Annotated in this window: 21 protein-coding genes, 1 pseudogene and 1 riboswitch; of the genes and pseudogenes, 4 read left to right on the top strand and 18 right to left on the bottom strand. The window is 37.8% G+C overall.

Features of this window, described 5'->3' with window-relative positions; translation table 11 throughout:
• Positions 1 to 214 precede the first annotated feature (214 nt).
• The 8 genes and pseudogenes from NST81_RS09465 to NST81_RS09500 form a co-directional block, all read right to left on the bottom strand.
• On the bottom strand, positions 215 to 442 hold the full coding sequence (locus NST81_RS09465) for a sulfurtransferase TusA family protein (protein ID WP_327803855.1): 228 nt from the start codon (positions 440 to 442) through the stop codon (positions 215 to 217).
• A gap of 16 nt (positions 443 to 458) precedes the next feature.
• Complete coding sequence (locus tag NST81_RS09470) at positions 459 to 1,580, bottom strand: MBL fold metallo-hydrolase (RefSeq protein ID WP_327803890.1); 1,122 nt, start codon at positions 1,578 to 1,580, stop codon at positions 459 to 461.
• Positions 1,581 to 1,631: 51 nt separating this feature from the next.
• On the bottom strand, positions 1,632 to 2,030 hold the full coding sequence (locus NST81_RS09475; protein ID WP_327803853.1) for a DsrE/DsrF/DrsH-like family protein: 399 nt from the start codon (positions 2,028 to 2,030) through the stop codon (positions 1,632 to 1,634).
• Positions 2,031 to 2,049: 19 nt separating this feature from the next.
• Complete coding sequence (locus NST81_RS09480) at positions 2,050 to 2,625, bottom strand: sulfurtransferase TusA family protein (protein WP_327803851.1); 576 nt, start codon at positions 2,623 to 2,625, stop codon at positions 2,050 to 2,052.
• 614 nt (positions 2,626 to 3,239) lie between these two features.
• Positions 3,240 to 3,869 (bottom strand): annotated as a pseudogene (locus NST81_RS09485) (group II intron maturase-specific domain-containing protein); the annotation flags it as partial.
• 419 nt (positions 3,870 to 4,288) lie between these two features.
• Complete coding sequence (locus NST81_RS09490; RefSeq protein ID WP_270584704.1) at positions 4,289 to 5,425, bottom strand: NADH-dependent flavin oxidoreductase; 1,137 nt, start codon at positions 5,423 to 5,425, stop codon at positions 4,289 to 4,291.
• Positions 5,426 to 5,745: 320 nt separating this feature from the next.
• Positions 5,746 to 6,135 (bottom strand): IDEAL domain-containing protein, encoded by a 390-nt coding sequence (locus NST81_RS09495; RefSeq protein WP_341029582.1) that lies wholly within the window; start codon positions 6,133 to 6,135, stop codon positions 5,746 to 5,748.
• Positions 6,136 to 6,773: 638 nt separating this feature from the next.
• The gene (locus tag NST81_RS09500) at positions 6,774 to 7,946 is read right to left on the bottom strand and encodes an RNA-guided endonuclease InsQ/TnpB family protein (RefSeq protein ID WP_341029584.1); all 1,173 of its coding nucleotides are present in this window, start codon (positions 7,944 to 7,946) and stop codon (positions 6,774 to 6,776) included.
• A gap of 369 nt (positions 7,947 to 8,315) precedes the next feature.
• Here NST81_RS09500 and NST81_RS09505 point away from each other — a divergent pair, with 369 nt between their 5' ends.
• The gene (locus NST81_RS09505; RefSeq protein WP_270584668.1) at positions 8,316 to 8,504 is read left to right on the top strand and encodes a small acid-soluble spore protein H; all 189 of its coding nucleotides are present in this window, start codon (positions 8,316 to 8,318) and stop codon (positions 8,502 to 8,504) included.
• A gap of 103 nt (positions 8,505 to 8,607) precedes the next feature.
• Here NST81_RS09505 and thiC read toward each other — a convergent pair whose 3' ends face one another.
• Positions 8,608 to 10,386, bottom strand: a complete 1,779-nt coding sequence (gene thiC / locus NST81_RS09510) for a phosphomethylpyrimidine synthase ThiC (RefSeq protein ID WP_327798289.1) — start codon at positions 10,384 to 10,386, stop codon at positions 8,608 to 8,610.
• A 130-nt stretch (positions 10,387 to 10,516) separates the two neighbouring features.
• Positions 10,517 to 10,631, bottom strand: a riboswitch (TPP riboswitch).
• 620 nt (positions 10,632 to 11,251) lie between these two features.
• On the opposite strand from thiC, the gene NST81_RS09515 reads away from it, so the two are divergent.
• The gene (locus NST81_RS09515) at positions 11,252 to 12,613 is read left to right on the top strand and encodes an IS4 family transposase (protein ID WP_003353499.1); all 1,362 of its coding nucleotides are present in this window, start codon (positions 11,252 to 11,254) and stop codon (positions 12,611 to 12,613) included.
• 382 nt (positions 12,614 to 12,995) lie between these two features.
• Positions 12,996 to 14,156, top strand: coding sequence for a methyl-accepting chemotaxis protein (locus tag NST81_RS09520; protein WP_445662370.1), 1,161 nt, complete (start codon positions 12,996 to 12,998; stop codon positions 14,154 to 14,156).
• Between the two features lie 215 nt (positions 14,157 to 14,371).
• On the opposite strand, the gene NST81_RS09525 is transcribed toward NST81_RS09520, so the two are convergent.
• Together NST81_RS09525 and NST81_RS09530 are read right to left on the bottom strand one after the other, a co-directional pair.
• Positions 14,372 to 15,406 carry an LLM class flavin-dependent oxidoreductase gene (locus NST81_RS09525; protein WP_327798288.1) on the bottom strand — a complete coding sequence of 345 codons (1,035 nt, stop codon included), beginning with the start codon at positions 15,404 to 15,406 and terminating at the stop codon, positions 14,372 to 14,374.
• A gap of 82 nt (positions 15,407 to 15,488) precedes the next feature.
• Positions 15,489 to 15,800, bottom strand: coding sequence for an ArsR/SmtB family transcription factor (locus NST81_RS09530; RefSeq protein ID WP_270584671.1), 312 nt, complete (start codon positions 15,798 to 15,800; stop codon positions 15,489 to 15,491).
• A gap of 392 nt (positions 15,801 to 16,192) precedes the next feature.
• On the opposite strand from NST81_RS09530, the gene NST81_RS09535 reads away from it, so the two are divergent.
• Positions 16,193 to 16,576 carry a VOC family protein gene (locus NST81_RS09535; protein ID WP_270584783.1) on the top strand — a complete coding sequence of 128 codons (384 nt, stop codon included), beginning with the start codon at positions 16,193 to 16,195 and terminating at the stop codon, positions 16,574 to 16,576.
• A 176-nt stretch (positions 16,577 to 16,752) separates the two neighbouring features.
• On the opposite strand, the gene NST81_RS17640 is transcribed toward NST81_RS09535, so the two are convergent.
• The 7 genes from NST81_RS17640 to NST81_RS09565 all read right to left on the bottom strand — a co-directional run bounded on the left by NST81_RS17640 (position 16,753) and on the right by NST81_RS09565 (position 20,437).
• Positions 16,753 to 16,956 (bottom strand): SunI/YnzG family protein, encoded by a 204-nt coding sequence (locus NST81_RS17640; RefSeq protein WP_445662326.1) that lies wholly within the window; start codon positions 16,954 to 16,956, stop codon positions 16,753 to 16,755.
• A 281-nt stretch (positions 16,957 to 17,237) separates the two neighbouring features.
• The gene (locus NST81_RS09540; RefSeq protein ID WP_327825046.1) at positions 17,238 to 17,405 is read right to left on the bottom strand and encodes a hypothetical protein; all 168 of its coding nucleotides are present in this window, start codon (positions 17,403 to 17,405) and stop codon (positions 17,238 to 17,240) included.
• Between the two features lie 209 nt (positions 17,406 to 17,614).
• A complete protein-coding gene (locus NST81_RS09545; RefSeq protein ID WP_270584094.1) occupies positions 17,615 to 18,589 on the bottom strand; it encodes a D-2-hydroxyacid dehydrogenase family protein in 975 nt (324 codons plus the stop codon).
• Positions 18,586 to 18,873, bottom strand: coding sequence for a hypothetical protein (locus NST81_RS09550; RefSeq protein WP_341029589.1), 288 nt, complete (start codon positions 18,871 to 18,873; stop codon positions 18,586 to 18,588). The genes NST81_RS09545 and NST81_RS09550 overlap by 4 nt, the downstream gene beginning before the upstream one ends.
• Positions 18,874 to 19,088: 215 nt before the next feature.
• The gene (locus NST81_RS09555; protein WP_341029590.1) at positions 19,089 to 19,370 is read right to left on the bottom strand and encodes a hypothetical protein; all 282 of its coding nucleotides are present in this window, start codon (positions 19,368 to 19,370) and stop codon (positions 19,089 to 19,091) included.
• A complete protein-coding gene (locus tag NST81_RS09560; RefSeq protein ID WP_341029592.1) occupies positions 19,367 to 19,786 on the bottom strand; it encodes a YhgE/Pip domain-containing protein in 420 nt (139 codons plus the stop codon). The genes NST81_RS09555 and NST81_RS09560 overlap by 4 nt, the downstream gene beginning before the upstream one ends.
• 57 nt (positions 19,787 to 19,843) lie before the next feature.
• Complete coding sequence (locus NST81_RS09565; RefSeq protein ID WP_327825044.1) at positions 19,844 to 20,437, bottom strand: TetR/AcrR family transcriptional regulator; 594 nt, start codon at positions 20,435 to 20,437, stop codon at positions 19,844 to 19,846.
• Between the last annotated feature and the right edge of the window lie 55 nt (positions 20,438 to 20,492).

Raw genomic sequence — 20,492 nt, forward strand, 5'->3', positions numbered from 1 at the left:
GGAATAGAGAGGTTATTTGATGATTCGATTTATTCGATCACTATTCATCGACTATTGTCCGAAATGCAATGAAAGGTTAACATGCTCTAATGATCTTCTCTGCTGCACAAAAGCTTGCCCTTATGGACATTATTCAGAAGAAATTTATGGTCTTCTCGGTGTTCGTTTCGTTTATAAGGATGAAGGAACACCCCAATAAATGGGGTGTTCCTACTTATCGTTTTTGAATCCAAAACTTGATGACTCCATCCTCTTCTTTGCATTCTAACAATTTATGTCCGGTCGTATTGGTCCAGCCAACGAAGTCATTTTTAGCGCCTTGGTCTGTTGCATGGACTTCTAAAATTTGACCGGATTGAAGTTCATCTATAGTTTTTTTTGTTTTGACAATCGGCATAGGACAAGCGAACCCTTTTGCATCTAAAATTTTATCGCTTTTCATATATTGTACACTCCTTTTATTGATCATGAACGGCACAGCGATTTGGACCGATTTCCATTTCTCTTTCTTCATCTTTTGAAGGGGTGATTTTCCCCATATTGGTTTGACGGATTTCCAGATAAGAATTAGGTTGTGGCGGTAAGTTTCCTGTCACTAATTTTCGAAATTCGACTTCTTCTCGGATATTCAACCCTGGATTTGTCTTGAATAATTCACCGAGTCTAGCGGAAACTTTTCCTCCTTCTCCCAACTCACTTATTCGACCAAAATGAGCAGGCAGAACAACTAGATCATCAGAGAACGTTGGAAATAATGTATACAAAGTTTGCCGAAGATCATTCACCCATTCTTCTGCTTTACCCGCCAAGTCAGGTCGACCAATTGATTTCAGAAATAAAATATCTCCTGTAAAAAGATAACGTTGATCTACAATTAGTGACGTGCTGCCAATAGTATGTCCTGGAGAATGGACAGGTTGAATGATGATGGGGATGTTCCCAACCGTAAGATTTTCTCCTTCTACTAATGGATGATATCGAAAAGTGACTTCCGTTGCATCTTTTGGCGGAAGCCAATAGCTTGCCCCAGTCTTTTCAGCTAATCGTCTACCGCCCGAGATATGATCGGCATGAAGGTGGGTATCAATCGTATATTTAATTTGAACGTTGTTTTCTTTGGCAAACTGTTCAAACACTTCAATAGTTCGGACAGCATCTATAACAGCAGCTTCTCCGTTTGAAATGATCATGTAGGAAAGGCAACCTTTTCCTGGACGAACAAATTGATAAACGGAACCGCCATCGGATAAGTCCCCCACTTTAATAGGTTCCAAATGTTCACTCCACGCCCTCATTCCTCCTTGAAGGTAATACACGTTGTTTCTTCCTGCTTCCAGCATTTGCTTTGCTACAAATTTGGACGATCCCTCTTTTGCACATACAACCAGCACTTTTTTCTCTTCAGGAGTTTTATGCAATGCCGGTTCTATCCCATCCAGCAAGTCAAAATAAGGAATATTGATAATATCGATGTTTTCCCCTTCAATTCTCCAATCCTGGAATTCGCTTTGATTTCGAACGTCCAAAATAAATAGCTCTTCTTTATGAAAAATGATTTCGGTTAATTCATGAGGAGTCATTTCTTTTAATTGAGTTGATCTTTCTTCTTTCAATTTTCTTCTACTCCTTTTTTAGAAAGTTAGAGTAACGTTCGCATCCTTCGCAAATTCTAAAAAAGTAACTGCTCCGCCGACATCGATTCCGTCAATGAAATCTTCTTTTTTTAATTTCAAGACATCCATTGTCATTTGACAGGCAATGAATTTCACGCCCATTTCTTTGGCCATCTCCACTAATTCAGGAATCGAAGGTGCATTGGATTCCTTAAATCCTTCCGCATAATGTTCTTTTCCTTCAGGCATTGGCAGTTTTTGATAAGCGTCTTTATGAATGATATTCAATCCTTCAAATGTAAAGAAAATCGCGACTTCGGAATCTGTGGCCGCTGCCGCAGTTGCAATGTTAAACACTTTATATGCGTCAAAAAGTCCTCCGTTGCTTGCAATAATTGCTACTTTATTTTTGGTCATTTACCTTTCTCCTTTCGACTTACTTATCCGTTTCAATAGTCCCTTTCCATTCAGACATACCGGGGATGACATTTTTTACATGTTGAAATCCATTTTCGGCCAATAATTGACTAGCCCTATCACTTCGATTTCCAGTCCGGCATATGACATAAATTTCTTCCTCTCTATTCAATTCCTCCATTCGCGAATTTAATTCACCTAACGGGATATTTTTTGCCCCAGGAATTCTTGCAATAGCATATTCTTCCTGTTCTCTCACATCCAGAATGGTGATTTTTTCATTTCGTTCTATTCGTTTTTCTAATTCCTCATTGGAAACGACATTTGGAAATTTGCTGTCTGATTTCACATCTTCATCGGCGTTTGCTTTTCTAAGATAATGTATCAATACATCTCCTTCTACTTCAGTACCCAGGTATTGATGCCCGGTGGATTTCGCCCATGCTTGGATGTCAGCAACCGATCCCTTATCAGTAGCTTGAATTTCTAATACTTTGCCTGGTTCCAGTTCATCCATTGCTTTTTTTGTTTTGACAACGGGCATCGGGCAAGTTAGTCCTTTCGCGTCCACTATTTTATCTGACAAAATTTTCACTTTAGACCCTCCTTTACTTTTAAAATTTCAGTTCGTAGGGGGATTGAACTTTTATAATACCCATAGGGGTATAATAAAAACATAAAAAATAAAACCCTTCTCATTTAATACCCTCCAGGGTATATATTAAGGGTTCTAAATTAGATTGTCAACTTTAAAATTCAATTACCATTTTTCTTGGTGTCATCCTGATTTAAATGAGAAGCTATTGTGATAGAATTTTCCAATTCATATACTGTCTCTCATTGAAAAAGGTGTCATTACGCACAAAATAATCAAATACATGTTTATAGATCGAAAAATGCAGAATTACGTTGGCGTGGGCAATTGAATTTTGCTTGTTGAAAAGGTTTATAAGTTGATGGAAACTCCATCGAACTTTCTCTTAGATGATATCAAAATGGATTTGTCTCTGAAGGATGATTTGATCTAGACTATTCTCCGAATCGCATTGGACTGTTCCCAGTTCATGAATAAAGCATTTAGCTTTCGTACAAAATTTGGCTGTTGTTAAAGATAGATACCTCTCATATATTTCTGGCTAATCGAGTAGGAGGAGGTGGTGAACCTCCGTCCTCTCACACCACCGTACGTAACGTTCGGTATACGGCGGTTCAATCAAATAAATGACGCTTTTCGCCATATTTACTGTACAGACTTTTCAGCCCTTGGCTACTCCAATAAGAGTTGCCAAGGGTTTTGTGTAATATGGGACTTTTAGAGATTCTCCAATATGATTTCCTCGAATTTCCCCATTCATATGCTTTATATGGTTGAACTCCGAGTTGTATAAGTTTCTTTATTTTCGTTTTCGGCTTCTTCCACTGTTTCCAGATCATCATTCGGAGCCTTCTTCTTATCCATTTATCCAGATTCTTAAAGACAGTAGGGGTGTCAGCTAGTGAAAAATATCCACACCATCCCATTAGGTACTGGTTTAGCCTTTTGATTCTTTCTTCCATTGAGATAGAGTGAGAACGGCTGGTTAGTTTCCTGATTCTATGTTTCATCTTCTGAATGCTCTTCGGAGCGATTCTTATCTTTGGTTCTTTATGATAAATAAAACTGAAACCTAGATAATCCCTTTTCCAAGGGCGGTCTAATGCCGTCTTTTCCCTGTTGACCTTGAGTGCTAGACCCTTCTCTATGAAGTTTGTCATGTTCTCCATTACTCTCTTTCCGGCTTTTCTACTTTTGACAAAGATATTACAATCATCTGCGTATCTATTTGTACTATGACTTCTGCTGAATTCTAACTGTTCAGCAATCTATCGTTAAATTGGTTGCCAACTCAGTTGGCGTGTCCGTCAGACCTCCCCGGGTAAGGGTGCAATCTTTCCTTCCATCCATCTGCTTCATTTACTCTGTATCACCTTCGGCAGAAAGGGCTTTGTTTTGTTTTGCAAACTCACCCAATGATACTTGGCCTTATATGAAGTTCGTGTTCCGAGAGACCCTAAGTTTGCCGCTCGCTTCCTTCGGATTCCGTGTCACCACGGACACCCTTGCGTTAAGCTAGCCGCTACTACTGCCTTCGTGGCTCAGGACTTTCACCCTATAGACTGCACCCATGCCAGGCGCACAAATAAAGCTGGTCCCCAATTTTTGGGGCCAGCTTCTTCTTTATTTCCGAACTCCGTTATTCTTGGTTCATCGTAAACGTTTATTCAATGCCTGGAAACCATCCTGGTGTCGAGATGATTGCTTGCCAAAGTGGATCAGGAATCATTAAGCGTTTCTGATCATTTTTGTTTAACTTTGTGGCAATCTCGCTTTCTCTGCCTTGTTTCACTTTCTCTACCCAATCTGGTTCTATAATCAGACCTCTACCCAAAGCAATCAACGGAATGCCCGTTTGCAGAGCCTTTAACGCATCATTAGCTGTGTAAATCGATCCTACACCGATGACAGGCACCCGATCTCCTGCTTGTTCTTTGATCAGTTCTATTCTCGGCCGCTTGTCCTCCACCCCGCGTCTCGGTGTCGACCAGAAATCTGTAAGCGAAACGTGAAGATAATCCAAATGTTTATCAGCCAACGCATCCACTAATTTCAAGGTGTCTGCCATCGTGATTCCAGGTGTTTCAGGTTCTTCTGGCGAAAAGCGATATCCAACGATGAAAGGATCTTTTGCATACGTTTGGACGATTCTTTTTACTTCATCCACAACTGCAAGCGGAAACGCAAGGCGTTTTTCTAAGCTTCCTCCCCAGCGGTCCTCGCGACGATTGGAATGCGGTGAGAAAAATTGTTGAATAAGGTAGCCATTGGCTCCGTGTATTTCCACACCATCAAATCCAGACTCAATTGCCCGTCGAGTCGTTTCTCCAAAATCTCGGATAATCGATTCGATTTCAGCATCCGACAACTCTCTAGGTACGGGCTGTCCAGCAGGTGCCGCACCTCGTTCTGCCGGGACAGCGCTCGCACTTACAACGTCCCCATTCGGAACGAGCTCCGGAGGACATAAGCGACCGCCATGGAAAATTTGCAAAACGGCTTTTGCTCCAGTTTCTTTAATTGCCGTCGCCAATCTTCGCAAGCTTGGAATCATGTCGTCGCTATTTCCGGCGAATTGGCCAGGAAATCCTTTCCCATTCGCTGTCACGTATGTACAAGCCGTTATAACCATACCCACACCTTTTGAACGGCGAACATAATATTCCACTTCCTGATCCGAAACAGTTCCATCCGGATTCGAAGAGAAATTGGTCATGGGCGCCATTACAATTCGATTATCCAACTTTATTCCGTTCGAAAAAGTAAAGGGTTCGAATAATGGTGTATATTTAGAATTCATCTATACTGTTCCTCCAATCATCTACTAAACTAAGATTGTAAAATGATTGAAAGGAAACAACTCAACTACCGCTAGCTGTTTCCTTTATCATAAATTCCAATCATTATGATTTTTTTATCATGAGCAATTGAACTAAATTGGTTGAAATTCAGCACCTGCTTGGATAGCTTCACACAAGACGATCTCAATTCAAGGTCGATAAAATCTGATTATTGGCATTTCTACATGATCATTCAATTGTAGTCTTTCATATCACCATATTATTTCTTATATGAGCGTCCTTCATTCAGTCGTTCCATACCCGAATTGTTCTTCTATTGTCAGCCTCTTGAATCAGTTCTCTTCAGTCCGTTTCTATCCTTTGGACAAACGGAATTTTTCATATCCGATTTTTGATTGTCGCTTTTTAATGTTGACAGTTTCGCAGACAATTCCATGAACCATTCTTCATCTTTTGTCAAAAGAGCCAAATCGATTAAATAGAGAATTTCCTCTTCGCTCATCGTATCGGAGAGAGCTAATTTTTCAACGTTTTTTTCCAACATTCCGATCGTTTTTCCGACCAATTTTTCATTGTCGGACTTTACAACGGTTACTTTGACCACCCCCCTCAAAGGATCCGTCATATCTATATAACCTTGTAGCAATTCTCCATTACGGGTCTTCCCTTTTATCCAATCTCCTATTTCCAATCTGAAATTGCTGGCCATTCAGATCCCCTCCTCTTTTTTGTTCACGAAATGCCTTTTATTTTCATCGTTCTAGGCGAAAAATCTGTAACAATAAAATTTACAGTATGATGAAAAAAGAAAAAATTAAATCAATATCACGGATATTGTTTAATTTTTGTCAAGTTTAGAATCATTCGCTATCTTGTCTGAACAAGTCTGTTTTCTTCTTAGGGGCTCATTCATAGTATACCATAACCAATGCTTATTTCTTTAAAACAACTCCATTTTCATAAGCAACTTCTCTGTAAAATCATTCTCACAAAAACCATCACTTGCTTGTAGGTGTTCAACCAACAGTCCTATTACCGTCAAAGTAACGACAGAGATTGTCGCCTGCCCTGAAACCTACTAAATCGATCCTCATTAAGAAGATTACTGCAATTCTAATGGATACAGTGATGGATGTCAAACAATTGAACTTCGTAAAACTTTTAGAATCTGATGATCTAATGAACCTCCCGCCACTTATAGAAATGGGGGTTTCTTCTCTGCCAAACATAGAAACTTCCACGAAACACCTTTCGGCGTTTCTCTTCTTCGAAAGATGGGAATCTTCCACGTTCTAAAAGAAGCTACACCTTGCGGTGGGTGGGGTCGCACCATCTACTACTCCCCGTTTATGCGGGTCGTAGATACGTTGGAATCTTCTCCTGTCCCCAAGGTTCAAAGGAACCGTATAACGCTTGGCTCAAGATATTCTTTGCTCCATGAATATCCCGATGAGAAGTGTATCCACAATGGCAATGATACATTCGGGTGCGCACTTTCTTTTTTCGTTGGCAAACAGGACATGTTTGACTGCTGTACGCTTCATTCACAAACGTTACCTTGATACCTTTGCTTTGGCATTTGTATTCCAGATATTGCTTTACTTTGCCAAAGCTCCAGTTGGAGAGTTTCTGATTGACGTTTTTCCGTCTTTTCTTTTTCGTGTGTCTCTGTACCCCTTCGGGATTGCCGACATACACATCCGAAACGCTTTGTTGGATGCACCAATCTACAAACGCTTTGGTGGTTTTGTGAAAGGCATCTCGCAACTGTCGTTCACTTTTCGAAAGGATATACCGCTTCGCCCGTTGGTATTTCTTCCACCTCCGAGAGCCTTTTTTGCATTGGCTCTGAAGTTTTTGCAATTCTCGAAGTTTCTTGTTGCGAAGACGGTGGGTACTGCGAAGTTTCCGACCTGACAGAAGAACACTTTCCCCATTGTCGCAAAACAAAGCAATGGTATGAATTTCGCCCATATCGACTGCTGCGGAGTGTTGAGGCGTATAAGGAAGAGTTTCTTGCCCATCGTCATACGATACCGAAAGGTATAAACCATGGTCATAACACAATTCGATTTCTTTAATGGTTCCTTTCGGCAAATTTTTGGCATAGACCACCAGCGGTGGAATGCGTTTACCGCCATGTGTACCTAACGACAAAGTTATTTTCCCATTATCAGAAATGGTGAAGGCTTTGTCTACCCACTTCGTATTGAAGTATTTCTTTTGTTTATAGGGATACTTAGCGGTTTTGATACCCTTTTGGATAGCTTTGTGAGTGCTGTCTCTGGCAAAAAGATATTTATGAGCCACCGCTTGGATACTTTGACTGTGTAAGCGATATTTTCCTTTGAGAAGGGCTTGCAATTCCGTTTTGCCAATCCATTTTTTGTGTTGAAGGTAGTAATTTCTAGCTTCGGTGAGACAATCATTCCAAATTTGAGCGGAAATTCGATTACATTCCATTAGTTGCTGGATGGTGTCTTTCGAAGCGGAAAAATACACTTTCTGTCCTCGATACATGGTGAGATTCACCTCCTTTTTTTTATGTTTTTGTTATTATAGTAGGATAGAAGAGAAAATAAAATAGCGATTCATCCCCCACCTAAAGAGGAAGGGGATGAATCACTATTCTTGTTAAAATGGTATCCTTTGAGCCGAGAACTGACGAATCCATACATTTGGCGTTTTTCATCCATTTTCTGTGCAAAAAAGAATCAGAACCTCTTCATGATATGATATTTTGCGGTTTAAAAAGAACAGTTATGGATCTAATCCAAAGAGAAAATGTTCCTATTGAATCTTATTCTTTATGGAAGGTTTTTGATTGTATATGAACCCACCATCGTTTCCATAATAAGATTATCCGTGAATGAAAAGGAGGTTTTATATATGAATATACAGAGGGCTAAAGAAATTGCTGCATCCCCCGTTATGGCAAATGTGACATACGAAGGAACGCCTGTCTATATCCAACAGGTAGATGAACAAAACGAAAAGGCCAGAATCTATCCCCTCGATCAACCGGAACATGAACAAACAGTTCCCTTATCCGAATTAACAGAACATGAAAACCATTAGGTTGGTAAAGCTATTTAAAACGCTTAGCTTCTATTTAAATTCCTGTTTTTAAAAATATCCCCCTCATATAACGGAGGGGGATAATGATGGACGGGTAAAGGAATTACCGGTAAATTTCGCCGCCGGTTTTTCTAAATTCATCTGCTTTTTCTTTCAACCCTTTATCAATCACAGCTTTCAACTCAAGGTTTTGTCCTTGCGCCATTTCACGGATGTCATGAGAAATTCTCATGCTGCAGAATTTCGGACCGCACATAGAACAAAAATGGGCTGTTTTCGCGCCTTCCGCCGGCAAAGTTTCATCATGGTATTCCATGGCTCTTTCCGGATCGAGAGAAAGATGAAATTGATCCCGCCAACGAAATTCAAACCGCGCTTTCGAAAGAGCATCGTCCCGTTCTTGAGCCCCTGGATGTCCTTTTGCTAAATCCGCTGCATGCGCGGCGATCTTGTAAGCGATGACGCCTTCTCTTACATCGTCTTTATTTGGCAAACCTAAATGCTCCTTTGGTGTTACGTAACAGAGCATGGCTGTTCCGTACCAACCAATCATGGCTGCACCGATCGCTGATGTAATATGATCATAGCCCGGTGCTATATCCGTCGTTAAAGGTCCTAATGTATAGAATGGCGCTTCATGACAAATTTCCATTTGTTTATCCACATTTTCTTTGATTTTGTGCATAGGGATATGCCCCGGTCCTTCAATCATCACTTGAACATCATGCTTCCAAGCGATTTTTGTAAGTTCTCCTAATGTTTCCAGTTCCGCAAACTGTGCTTCATCATTAGCATCGGCAATGGATCCCGGACGAAGCCCGTCTCCTAACGAAAATGAAACATCATACGATTTCATGATCTCACAAATTTCTTCAAAATGAGTATATAAGAAGTTTTCTTCATGATGAGCAAGGCACCATTGAGCCATGATGGAGCCGCCTCGAGACACAATACCTGTTACACGCTTTGTTGTTAACGGTATGTAGCGCAGCAGAACGCCGGCATGAATTGTAAAATAATCCACTCCTTGTTCCGCCTGTTCAATTAACGTATCGCGGAACACCTCCCAGCTTAAATCTTCCGCGACCCCATTTACTTTTTCCAAAGCTTGATAAATCGGCACCGTCCCGACAGGAACCGGACAGTTTCGAATAATCCATTCACGAGTGGAGTGAATATTTTTCCCGGTGGAAAGATCCATCAACGTATCCGCTCCCCAACGAGTAGCCCAAGTCATTTTTTCCACTTCTTCATCAATGGAAGACGTAACAGCTGAATTCCCAATATTCGCATTAATTTTCACATGAAAATTTCTTCCGATGATCATGGGTTCACTTTCTGGATGATTAATGTTAGCCGGTATAATGGCACGCCCCTTAGCCACTTCTTCTCGTACAAATTCAGGGCTGACATTTTCTCTTATAGCGATAAACTCCATTTCCGGAGTAATGATTCCATTGCGGGCATAATGCAATTGAGTCACATTTTTTCCTTTTTTGGCACGTAAAGGTTTTCGTTTTAATCCTGGAAAAACAAATTGTTCGGCTCTCGGGTCCTTTTTTTGATAACCGTTATCTTCCGGTTTCACTTGACGGCCTTCATATTCTTCCACATCATTACGTTCCAAAACCCATTTCCGACGTAATGGAGGCAATCCTTTGCGAATATCAATCGACACATTTGGATCTGTATAGGGCCCGCTGGTGTCGTAAACACGCACTGGGCGATTTTCTTCTTTGCCAAACGATCCGTTCGTTGGGCTTAATGCAATTTCGCGCATAGGCACTCGAATATCGGGCCTAGACCCTTCCACATAGACTTTTTTGCTTCCCGGAAAGCCGGACATAATAGAAATCGCATCGTTGCTTGAATGGTTGACCATTAGACAATTCGCTCCTTTTTAATAGTTTAAAAAGGACAAAATCTAGAGTCCACCCACAGCATGAAAAACCCGGGCCTTTATGGCAGACCCGGGAAATGTTAGTATGAAGCATCCGCAAAAATAGGTTTTCATCTTAAAATACTAACTTCCCCACGCTGGTATGAACCAGATCAGGTCCTGAGGGTTAAGAAACTTCATCGTGTTTCTTTCTCAGCCCAACTCATTGGACACCCCTAGTTTGAATTCCATATTCACTTACAAAAAGAATATATACGAAACTACAAAATTTGTAAAGAATAATTTGAAATTTTTTTCGTTTCATTCGAGATTGAAAATACAACAAGATTTAGACTTTTATCCTACTCCATTTCGCGTTAAAAAATAGGCCTTTTAGACTGGATTATTCTTAAATGGATCCCATTTTGTTAAGAAAATGTAAAGATTTGATTATATATAGTAATATTTTCCTTTTATTGTTATAATTTTCATGACAAAAATTCGACAAATATAATACTCGGAGGAGAAAAACAACCATGTTGAGACTAACAATTAAACAAAGATTAGTAATGCTAGTGTCTATTTTTATACTTTGTCTAGCAGCATTCGGAGTATACTTTATTTCCTATCAAAAAAAGAATTCTGAAGAAGTCGTTCGTATAGAAAAAATGAAAGAAATACAAAAATTACTTACTCAACTTTCGCAGTGAAAAATTTATGAATAATCCTTGATTTGATAGGTTTCTTTGGGTATCTCATATTCACTTGACACTGAAAAAATTCGTCTAAAAAACAAAAAGACACCTCTTTCTTTTGGTAAACTATTGGTGACCAAACCAAAAACCAAAGAAAGAAAGGTGTCACCATTATGATAACGAAAAAAGAGTATTTTGCGCAATTACCAAAAGAAATAAAAGACGGATTTTCTGAATTACAAATTGGTAATCATTTAAGAAAAGCAGGAATTATCAAGGCTTGTGGTTATTCTTGTTTATCGATTTTTCAACTATTATTTCTTCTTGTTTTTCAATACAGAAACTGGTACCACGCCTTACAAAGCAAAAAGGCTGCCGATTTACCAGGAAAAGATACCATTTATCGTTTTTTGAACTCGTCTACGTATAACTGGAGAACCTTTTTACTATCTCTGAGCTCCGAAGTGATTCGTCGTGTGAAACAAACGATTTCGAAGCGCCGTGTTACCGTGTTTATTGTAGACGATTCGATTTATTCTCGTAACCGTAGTAAATCGGTTGAGCTTCTAGCTAAAGTATTCGATCATTCCACTCGTCAGTTTGTCAATGGTTTTCAACTATTAACGCTCGGATGGTCCGATGGCTTTACATTTGTACCTATCGATTTCGCTCTTTTGAGTTCAGCGAACCAAAAGAATCGCTTGAACGAAATCCATTCGTCCATTGATAAACGAACCACAGGCTACAAACGACGGCTCGAGGCATTGGAAGCAAAACCAAACATGGTGTTGAAATTAGTAGAACATGCATTGGATAAAGGAATTTTCGCTGATTATGTGCTCATGGATACATGGTTTACTCATGCCCCGTTGGTGGAGAAGATTCACTCCAAAGGCCTTTTTGTCATTGGTATGGTCAAACAGCTGAAACAACGGTATCTTTTCAACGGAGAACGTTTAACCTTGGAACAACTGTATCGAAAAGCGAAACGAGACATTGGCAAAAAAGAAACACTCGGCTCGATTCACGCAACCCTTCATACGGGTTTACCAGTGAAAATCGTGTTTGTGCGGAATCGAAACAACCAAAGTGAATGGCTAGCCATTTTGAGTACAGATACCACGCTGTCTAATGAAGAAATCGTTCGAATCTATGGGATGCGTTGGGACATTGAAACCTTTTTTAAATTCAGTAAATCGTTTTTACATTTAGCCAAAGAGTTTCAAGGTCGTTCCTATGACATGATGATTAGCCATACTACCATTGTCTTCACTCGGTATATCTTGATTGCTTGGCAACTTCGGAAAGAAGAGGATCCGAAGACCATGGGCAACTTATTCTTGTTTCTATGTGACGAAGTAAAGGAGATGGACTTTAAAACGGCTTTACTACAATTGATTTCTCTTTTCCAAACTTTGGCTGAAGCTAAGGTTTATTTGAGTATGGACATTTTTCAGTGTCAACTGTCCAATTGGATTACTTCTTTACCTCGTTATATCAAGGACTGTCTTCATATTTCTGTGTGCGAAAGTTGAGTTACTTACACATATCCAATATAGATTAGCAGGAATTTCAAACGATGAACGAGGCTATTTACTGACGGGCGACAAGTCATTTGAGTCAGAGACGGAGCAAAAAAAAGCAGAAATACAAAAAGATCTGTCTGCCATACGAAAATTATCTAACGACAATGATCTGAATCATCTTTTATCCAATGTCAATAATACTTTACAACAATATTATCAGTTAAAAGATGCGATGTTTTCTGCAAAAAATCTAAATGAAGCAAAAAATATTCATTTTAATGAAGAAAGAACGTTACGAAAGCAAAATTTAGACCCTCAAGTAGAAAAGCTAGTAGAATCAATGAATAGTCATGTTCATTCGGAATTGACGTCTATCAAAAAATCAAATCAAATGTATCAATGGATCCTGATCACTGTTTTCATCATTGTGTCGGTCATTTCGATCTTTATAGGGGCCTTTTTCATTTCTTCCATCATTCGTCCATTGACGAAAATTCAAAAACAGTTAGATGAAATTTCCAAAGGAAAAGGAGATCTTACGAAAGAACTTAAGATCAAGTCAAAAGATGAAATTGGTCTTTTAGCCAACTCATTTAATCAATTTCTGTATAGTTTACGATACTTAATAACGAATGTCGGGGAGAGTGCCAATAAAGTAAATCAATCTTCTGAAACGCTGCAAAAAACATCGGCTGAAGTATTAGAAGCAACGAAAGAAATGAATAGACATATTCAAGAAGTTTCAGCTAACGCAGAAAACCATAGTGAAATGTCTAATCAAAGCACGATAGCAGTGGAAGAGATGGTAACGGGAATTAATCATATTGCCGATAGCGCTTCCAACGTCTCAGAATTAGCTACAAGTGCATCACAAAAAGCCAGTGAAGGGAAAACTGAACTGGATAATATGGTGAAGAATATCGAGTCTCTTCGTTCCGTTGTGGATGAATCGGTCAATAGCATCTATCGTCTCCAAGACCAATCAAGTAAAATTGGAGAGATATTGAAAATGATACAAAGCATTTCAGATCAAACCAATCTTTTAGCATTAAATGCATCGATCGAAGCAGCAAGGGATGGAGAAGCTGGAAGAGGGTTTGCAGTTGTTGCCAATGAAGTCCGCAAATTAGCTGAACAATCCTTACAATCAGTGAATCATATTGCCGATATCATCACGAAGGTTCAAGATGAAACAGAACGTACCGTCCAGCTAATAGGCGATGTGAAAGATCATATAGTGGTCGGAAGCACTTCTGCTAAACAAACTCAATCAAAAATTCATGAAATTATACTCTCTTTCGAAGAAATATCTTCTAAAATACAAGAGATTTCTGCTACAACGGAAGAATTATCTTCCAGTTCAGAAGAAGTTTCCGCAGCTGTTAATGAAATGAATGAACTTTCACAAAATGTCAGTGCCATTATAAGTAAAATTGCGAAATTCTCTCAAAACCACACTCAAAACATTTTGAGCGTCCAAGAAGATGCCGATCATTTATCAGACATGTCTGTTCAATTAACAAGTTTGGTTTTTAAATTTAAAGTGAACTAAAATTTCCTAACAAAAAAAGGCGTGGAAAGAGCCCTTCTTTATGTTTGAAGGGCTCTTTTAATGTCTTATCCCTCATTTCAACCATCATTTTTTCAAAACAGTCTCTTCAAATTAAAAAAGTAATACAACTAAATGGTTCCATCTTTATTGTAAGCAGGTTTCAAAGCTATGAGAGTATAATGGAACTTACTAGAAACTGAAAAGTTGGTTAGGGTTTAATCTTCTGTTTTTTCGTTCCATATTTCAGATAAAATCTCATAGGAACGCAGTCGTGCTGAATGATCATATATGTGAGATACCACCATTAATTCATCCACTTGTGTTTTATCTAAAAATTCTTGGAGTTCTTCTTTTACCGTCTTTTTCGATCCAACAAAAGTATAATACACTTGATGGCGGACGGCTTCTTTTTCAAATTCATTCCACATTCCATCCATACTTTCAACAGGCGGTTGCAAAGGCTTGGAAGTCCCGCGTGTCACACCTAAGAAGAATTGATATAAAGAGGTGGCTAGACGTTTCGCTTCTTCATCCGTGTCTGCAGCGATCACGTTCACACATGCTAACGCATACGGTTCTTTTAGATTTTCAGATGGTTGAAATCGATCTCGATATATCTTGAGAGCGTCGAAAATATGTGTTGGAGCGAAATGACTCGCGAAAGCAAAAGGCAAACCGAGCAAAGCCGCAAGCTGAGCGCTGTAAGTACTTGAACCAAGCAACCAAATAGGAACATTTAAGCCTTCGCCAGGAATCGCTCGAACATAAGATTTGCGATTACTTTTAGACGAAAAATAATGGAGTAATTCCTGTACATTTTTTGGAAACTCCGAATCAGATCCTTTTAAATGACGTCTTAACGCCATCGCCGTCATTTGATCTGTTCCGGGTGCGCGTCCTAATCCTAAATCAATTCGGCCGGGATACAAAGACTCTAATGTGCCAAATTGCTCAGCAACAACAAGAGGAGCGTGATTTGGCAGCATGACTCCGCCAGATCCTACTCTAATTGTAGATGTTCCTCCAGCAATGTAACCGATTAAGACAGAAGTAGCGGAACTTGCAATCCCTTCCATATTATGATGTTCTGCCAGCCAATAACGCTTAAATCCCCATTGTTCCACATGTTGAGCAAGATCTAAACTATTCCGAAAAGAATCAGCTGGTGTTTTCCCCGATAGTACCGGAGCTAAGTCCAAAACAGAAATTTCAATGTCATGCAATCTTTTTTTGTTCGTTTTCATATCCATACCAATTTTCCTCTCATAAAAATTCTATATATCTATATATTTAGATATACTAATTATAATGATATAGGCAAAATTTTTTTGCCTATAAGTCCTTATCCAATTGTTCAATAAATTCCCGAATCATTTTTTCATTGCGTCGGTAATACGTCCATTTTCCAATCCGTTTTGACTCCAAAAGCCCTGCTTTCTGCATCATCAACAAATAATTTGAAACGACAGATTGAGCCAAGCCAGCCTTTTCTTGTATATCTCCTACACAAACTCCCCCTTTAAAATCGTCATGATTCGGTACATGCAAATGAGGGCCAAAATGTTGTTCAGGATGTTTTAACCATTTTAAAATATTATATCTTGTTTCATTGGAAAGAGCTTTTAACATCATCATGGTATCCATAGTTTTATTATAACCATATTTTTCGAGATATCAAATCACCTACTGCTTATCATCTTTTTCAACGGAAAACTTTCGAACACCCACCCCTTACAAAAATCAATGGAAATGGAACGCTATATATATATTGGACTAATACAAAAGGAAAGCGAATGAAAATATCATTCGTACTCCATTTTGGATTTCTTTTGACTGAAAAATAAAATGGCATCCTTTTTTAAGTATTTATTTTAAAAATGATGTGAATATTTTTGTTAAATAAGCTAAAATGATGACGATTGCAATTGACAATCAGTTTCCATTCGCGGATAATTTAGAAACAAGAACATACATTCCCTTATTTCTTATAACGAAGCTGAGGGTTGTTCTTTTATGTAGAAAAGGAGTTGATTTAATTGGAAAATCAAAAAATTACTACGTGTTTCATGTTCAATGGCAAAGCTGAAGAGGCAATGAATTTTTACACCTCTGTATTTCACCCATCAGAAATCAACAGTGTTTTCCATCATGAAGATGGGTCGGTATTACATGCGACATTCACGTTAAAAGGACAAACATTTATGGCGATCGATAACAATAAACAAGAACACCCTTTTACACCTGCAATGTCACTGTTTGTAAATTGCGATAATGAAGAAGAAATCAACAAAGCATTTGAGCAGTTGTCTCAAAACGGCAAAGTTTTAATGCCTTTATCTTCTTATCCTTTTAGTGAAAAGTTTGGTTGGGTGGAAGATCAATATGGTGTATCGTGGCAATTAAACCTTGCAAAAAGCTAACTGCTCAATGGTTGCTCTTAAAGGATAAAATTAGACCATTTTTTTTACCACCGTTTACATAATGAATGGTGGTATTTGTGTTTTTTAGAGTATGACAATATTTTGCTTTTTACAGTTCCGCAAATATTTAAATAATAAAATCATAAAAGGCACTCAATTGGACTGCCTTATGGTCATTAATAAGATTGAATTTTATTTAATATGTCATTTGAATTTGTTGTGAATAGGATATATGTCTCTTTTTTCGTTTTAATGACTACTCTATCCGTCGTAGCAAAAGGAGTGCCGATTCTTATCTTCCCCGGCGTACGTGTTATCAAGTGATATCCCTTCGATGTCGGAAATGGGGATTCCACCTTCGTTAACTGCCATGTGATCACAATATGATTACTTCCTTTTTACGTTTATTCCTAACATGATCTTCACCGCCATTTTTAAATTATTTACAAATATTACCTATCATGTCACGCCATGAAAATTTGATACTCTCACAGAGTCCCCATTCCCTTACAATCTCCAAATGAGTCTACATTTTCGTCGGTCACTTTTTCAATTATCGTTTGATGAAAAATGAGGGCAGCTATTTACCGGCCGCTTGCATTTTTGGTTTAGAAGGCTGTGTCCGAGCTCAAGCACAGTGTTCTTCTTTTTTTCTTCCAGATTAATCTCGCTTATGCTTTGTGGCTAAGAAAAAATCATAGATAAACCAATATACGATTGGAAAAAGGACAATAGAAATAAATTTATATTCAGTCGGGACAAATTTATAAATCAAAATCATAATGATCACAAAAATAATAAATGCTTTCCATCTATTAGTTTTAGACAAATGAGCCAATTCCTCCTACATATAATCAATAATATCTTCAAAAATGGTGGTTTTATTGGTTCATGACATTCTAATCCAAACGATCTATTCTTGTATTAAATGAAAACCAATATAATATGGTTTTTATCTTTAAACAGCTCTACCATCATTCTTTCACGAACCAAGCAACCAACGAATATTCATATCTAAACTACTTGTATAGTAGTTATTCATTTATTGAGCTTTTTTAGAACCTCCGGGTTGGCAATTCTTATTGGATGATTATGGATAAAATAAGAGACAATATTTTCTATCGACACAGTCAAGAACTTATTAAACATGTTATCTGTTTTCCACCCAATATGAGGAGATAGGATGACATTATCCAATTTTAATAATGGACTATCCGGACTAAGGGGTTCTTGAGAAAATACGTCAAGTCCTGCTCCACCAATTTGTTTTTCTTTTAAAGCGTGCACTAATGCTTCTTCATCCAATACATCTCCTCTAGATGTATTAATAAGGAAAGCATCTTTCCTCATCAGGTTAAAATGACTTTTAGTAAGTAATTTTCTAGTTTCAGGTACCAATCTTATAGCTATCACAACAAAATGTGATTGTTGTAAGAGATTTTCAAGAGAAGTATAAGCAACGCCTTGTTCCGAGGCCCTTTCCTGTGTTAATCGCGGTCCCCAAGCTAAAACGTTCATATTGAAAGCTTTTGCCACTTTAGCAACCCCTGAACCAATTTTTCCTAAACCAATGATTCCAATGGTCTTACCTTCCAAACCAAATCCAACCGAACAGGGCCAATTCCCGCTTTTCATTTCTTGATGAATTGTGATTAATTGTCTTGAATAAGCAATCATAAATCCAAAAATTAATTCAACTACCGCAGCAGAGCCGCCTGGAGTTGTAGATACAGGAATATTTAAACGATTTGCTTCTTCCATATCAATATGAGCTAGACCTGCACCCGTTTGGGCAATAAGTTTTACTTTTTTTAGTTGTTGTAAGATTTCCTTTGTAAATTTCGTTCTTTCTCTAATAGGGATAATTATGTCTGCATCTGAAATGCGATTGATCAGTATTTCATTTGTTGGCTTATCATGGTATATCTCTACTTCAAAATGTTTTTTTAAAATCTCTAACTGTGGATTGCAGAAAAAAGACTTCTCCCAATCATCTAAGATAACGACTTTCATACTATTCCCTTCCCTCTTCCCTCAATGGACTCTAATACACTGTTTTGTTGAAAAAGAACCTTTACCACTGATACAAAAAGAGTAATAACGGACACTAGCAATAGAGGCATCATATCGGTTGATAGACTTTCTCCTCCAAACGTCAAAGTGTAGTACCCGTTAGCAACATAAGAAGCAGGTAAAAACGAACCTATAGTTTGATAAAAGTTAGATAGCATTTCTTTTGGAACGATCACTCCAAACGTGACCAATTGCAGTGAAAGGGATAAAATATTGAATACCATACCGGCGAAACCAAATAAAACGACAAACATTTGTGTGAAGCTTAAGAAAGAGAAAAAAACTAATATTTGAAATATACTAGCTTTAAATATAGTTTCATTTAAATGAATATTAAAAATATTTAAAAACAACAAAGTAATAACCGCTAATAGAATGGAAGCATCAATGTTAATAACCTGTCTTGTTAAAAAGATAGACCATTTACTGTAAGAATTTTTTAATTTTTTGCAACAATATGAAGATTAAGACTCATAATCATAGCCCCTACCCATGAAGAAAGAACTACTAATAAAGGAACCATCGTTACCGCAAAACCTTTTACATTGTTCACTTTTTCAATAGATGCTTGAACAGAATGAACTTTTAACGACTGAAAGACTTCTGAAATGTTGCTAGATAAATGTTGGGCTACCTCTTTAGATGGAATTTCATTCTTTATTTGATTAGACAAATTGGAAACAATCACCTTCTGTTTATAAGTATATATCTTTTCATTCATTTTTTCCGTAATATCCTTTGATGTGTTCCATCCATGATTTGTTTAGCTAAGGAAGAATTAGCTTGATTAATCAAATACTTTATCTCCGTTTCATCATTCTTCTGCAGTTGACTTGTGAAATTCTCAGGAATTTGAATCACCATATCCAATTTTCGTTTATTCATTTCTTTTTTTGCTGAATCAACCGAATGGTAAACTTTCGTTTTAAACGGTAAATTTTCAATGAGAGTCTTTTCCATAGTTAATCCAAGTTGGTCGTCTTGGTTAACTAATCCCACTTTCAATTGATGAACCCGATCGGTGACGCCGTCATACGCAGTCATCCATACGCAGAAAAAAATAAGCAGAAAAACAAATGCAGTTAAAATCCCAATAATAGTTTCGGAATGTTTAAAAAATCCTTTTAATGTTTTCATGTTCATCCTCTTTATTATTAAAGCAAGTACATACTTGCAATTTATTTAAAAATTTTTCTAGAGAGATAACCCTCTAGAAAAAAGTTGAACACTATGTTTCAAAAAATCATGGTTCGAATCGGAAATGAGGCTATCGCCAAAACGAGCTTTAGAAAGAAAGTATCCAAAATTCAGCCAAATAAAATTCATGGCCTGAAATTCAATGTTTGTATCAATTATTTTTCCCCTTCTTTTCATTTCCGTAAAATAAGAAACTAAATTTGTTTTTAATTGTTTTGGAATGATCACGATAGTATTATTGAGCTCTGGAAACAATCCAGCCTCTCGAAAACTAATTAAAATTAAATCTTTTATTTTTTCCATATACGTTTGATATCCTTCGGCGATTACCCACAAATCATGCTCTAGGTCCCAAGTCATTTCCTCATTTATTATCTTTTCCAAAAACGGACTATATGAAATGGATTGAAGCGCTGCTTCCATAATACCTTTTTTATTACCGAAATGTCGGAAGATTGTCACTTCATTAACACCCGCTCGTTCTGCAATAGCACGAGTTGTCGCACCTTTATATCCATAATCGCGAAATAATTCGATAAAGGCTTCAATAATTCGTTCGGATGTCGTTTTTTTATCATTTAATTCATTCATGTTCATCCAACTTTCTGAAATGAATGTAAGTATTTGCTTGCAATTATTACAATAA

The organism is Bacillus sp. FSL W8-0223, assembly GCF_038006805.1.
Taxonomy (GTDB): Bacteria; Bacillota; Bacilli; order Bacillales; family DSM-4216; genus Bacillus_O; species Bacillus_O smithii.

What these genes read in the sequence shown, in the direction of transcription:
- NST81_RS09505 (WP_270584668.1), top strand. Translation starts at nt 8,316, where the DNA reads ATGAATATACAGAGGGCTAAAGAAATTGCTGCATCCCCCGTTATGGCA.
- NST81_RS09515 (WP_003353499.1), top strand. Translation starts at nt 11,252, where the DNA reads ATGATAACGAAAAAAGAGTATTTTGCGCAATTACCAAAAGAAATAAAA.
- thiC (WP_327798289.1), bottom strand. Translation starts at nt 10,386, where the DNA reads ATGGTCAACCATTCAAGCAACGATGCGATTTCTATTATGTCCGGCTTT.
- NST81_RS09555 (WP_341029590.1), bottom strand. Translation starts at nt 19,370, where the DNA reads ATGAATGAAAAGATATATACTTATAAACAGAAGGTGATTGTTTCCAAT.
- NST81_RS09565 (WP_327825044.1), bottom strand. Translation starts at nt 20,437, where the DNA reads ATGAATGAATTAAATGATAAAAAAACGACATCCGAACGAATTATTGAA.
- NST81_RS09495 (WP_341029582.1), bottom strand. Translation starts at nt 6,135, where the DNA reads ATGGCCAGCAATTTCAGATTGGAAATAGGAGATTGGATAAAAGGGAAG.
- NST81_RS09545 (WP_270584094.1), bottom strand. Translation starts at nt 18,589, where the DNA reads ATGAAAGTCGTTATCTTAGATGATTGGGAGAAGTCTTTTTTCTGCAAT.
- NST81_RS09500 (WP_341029584.1), bottom strand. Translation starts at nt 7,946, where the DNA reads ATGTATCGAGGACAGAAAGTGTATTTTTCCGCTTCGAAAGACACCATC.
- NST81_RS09530 (WP_270584671.1), bottom strand. Translation starts at nt 15,800, where the DNA reads ATGGATACCATGATGATGTTAAAAGCTCTTTCCAATGAAACAAGATAT.
- NST81_RS09560 (WP_341029592.1), bottom strand. Translation starts at nt 19,786, where the DNA reads ATGAAAACATTAAAAGGATTTTTTAAACATTCCGAAACTATTATTGGG.
- NST81_RS09490 (WP_270584704.1), bottom strand. Translation starts at nt 5,425, where the DNA reads ATGAATTCTAAATATACACCATTATTCGAACCCTTTACTTTTTCGAAC.
- NST81_RS09525 (WP_327798288.1), bottom strand. Translation starts at nt 15,406, where the DNA reads ATGGATATGAAAACGAACAAAAAAAGATTGCATGACATTGAAATTTCT.
- NST81_RS09475 (WP_327803853.1), bottom strand. Translation starts at nt 2,030, where the DNA reads ATGACCAAAAATAAAGTAGCAATTATTGCAAGCAACGGAGGACTTTTT.
- NST81_RS09550 (WP_341029589.1), bottom strand. Translation starts at nt 18,873, where the DNA reads ATGGTATTCAATATTTTATCCCTTTCACTGCAATTGGTCACGTTTGGA.
- NST81_RS09470 (WP_327803890.1), bottom strand. Translation starts at nt 1,580, where the DNA reads ATGACTCCTCATGAATTAACCGAAATCATTTTTCATAAAGAAGAGCTA.
- NST81_RS09465 (WP_327803855.1), bottom strand. Translation starts at nt 442, where the DNA reads ATGAAAAGCGATAAAATTTTAGATGCAAAAGGGTTCGCTTGTCCTATG.
- NST81_RS09520 (WP_445662370.1), top strand. Translation starts at nt 12,996, where the DNA reads ATGTATCAATGGATCCTGATCACTGTTTTCATCATTGTGTCGGTCATT.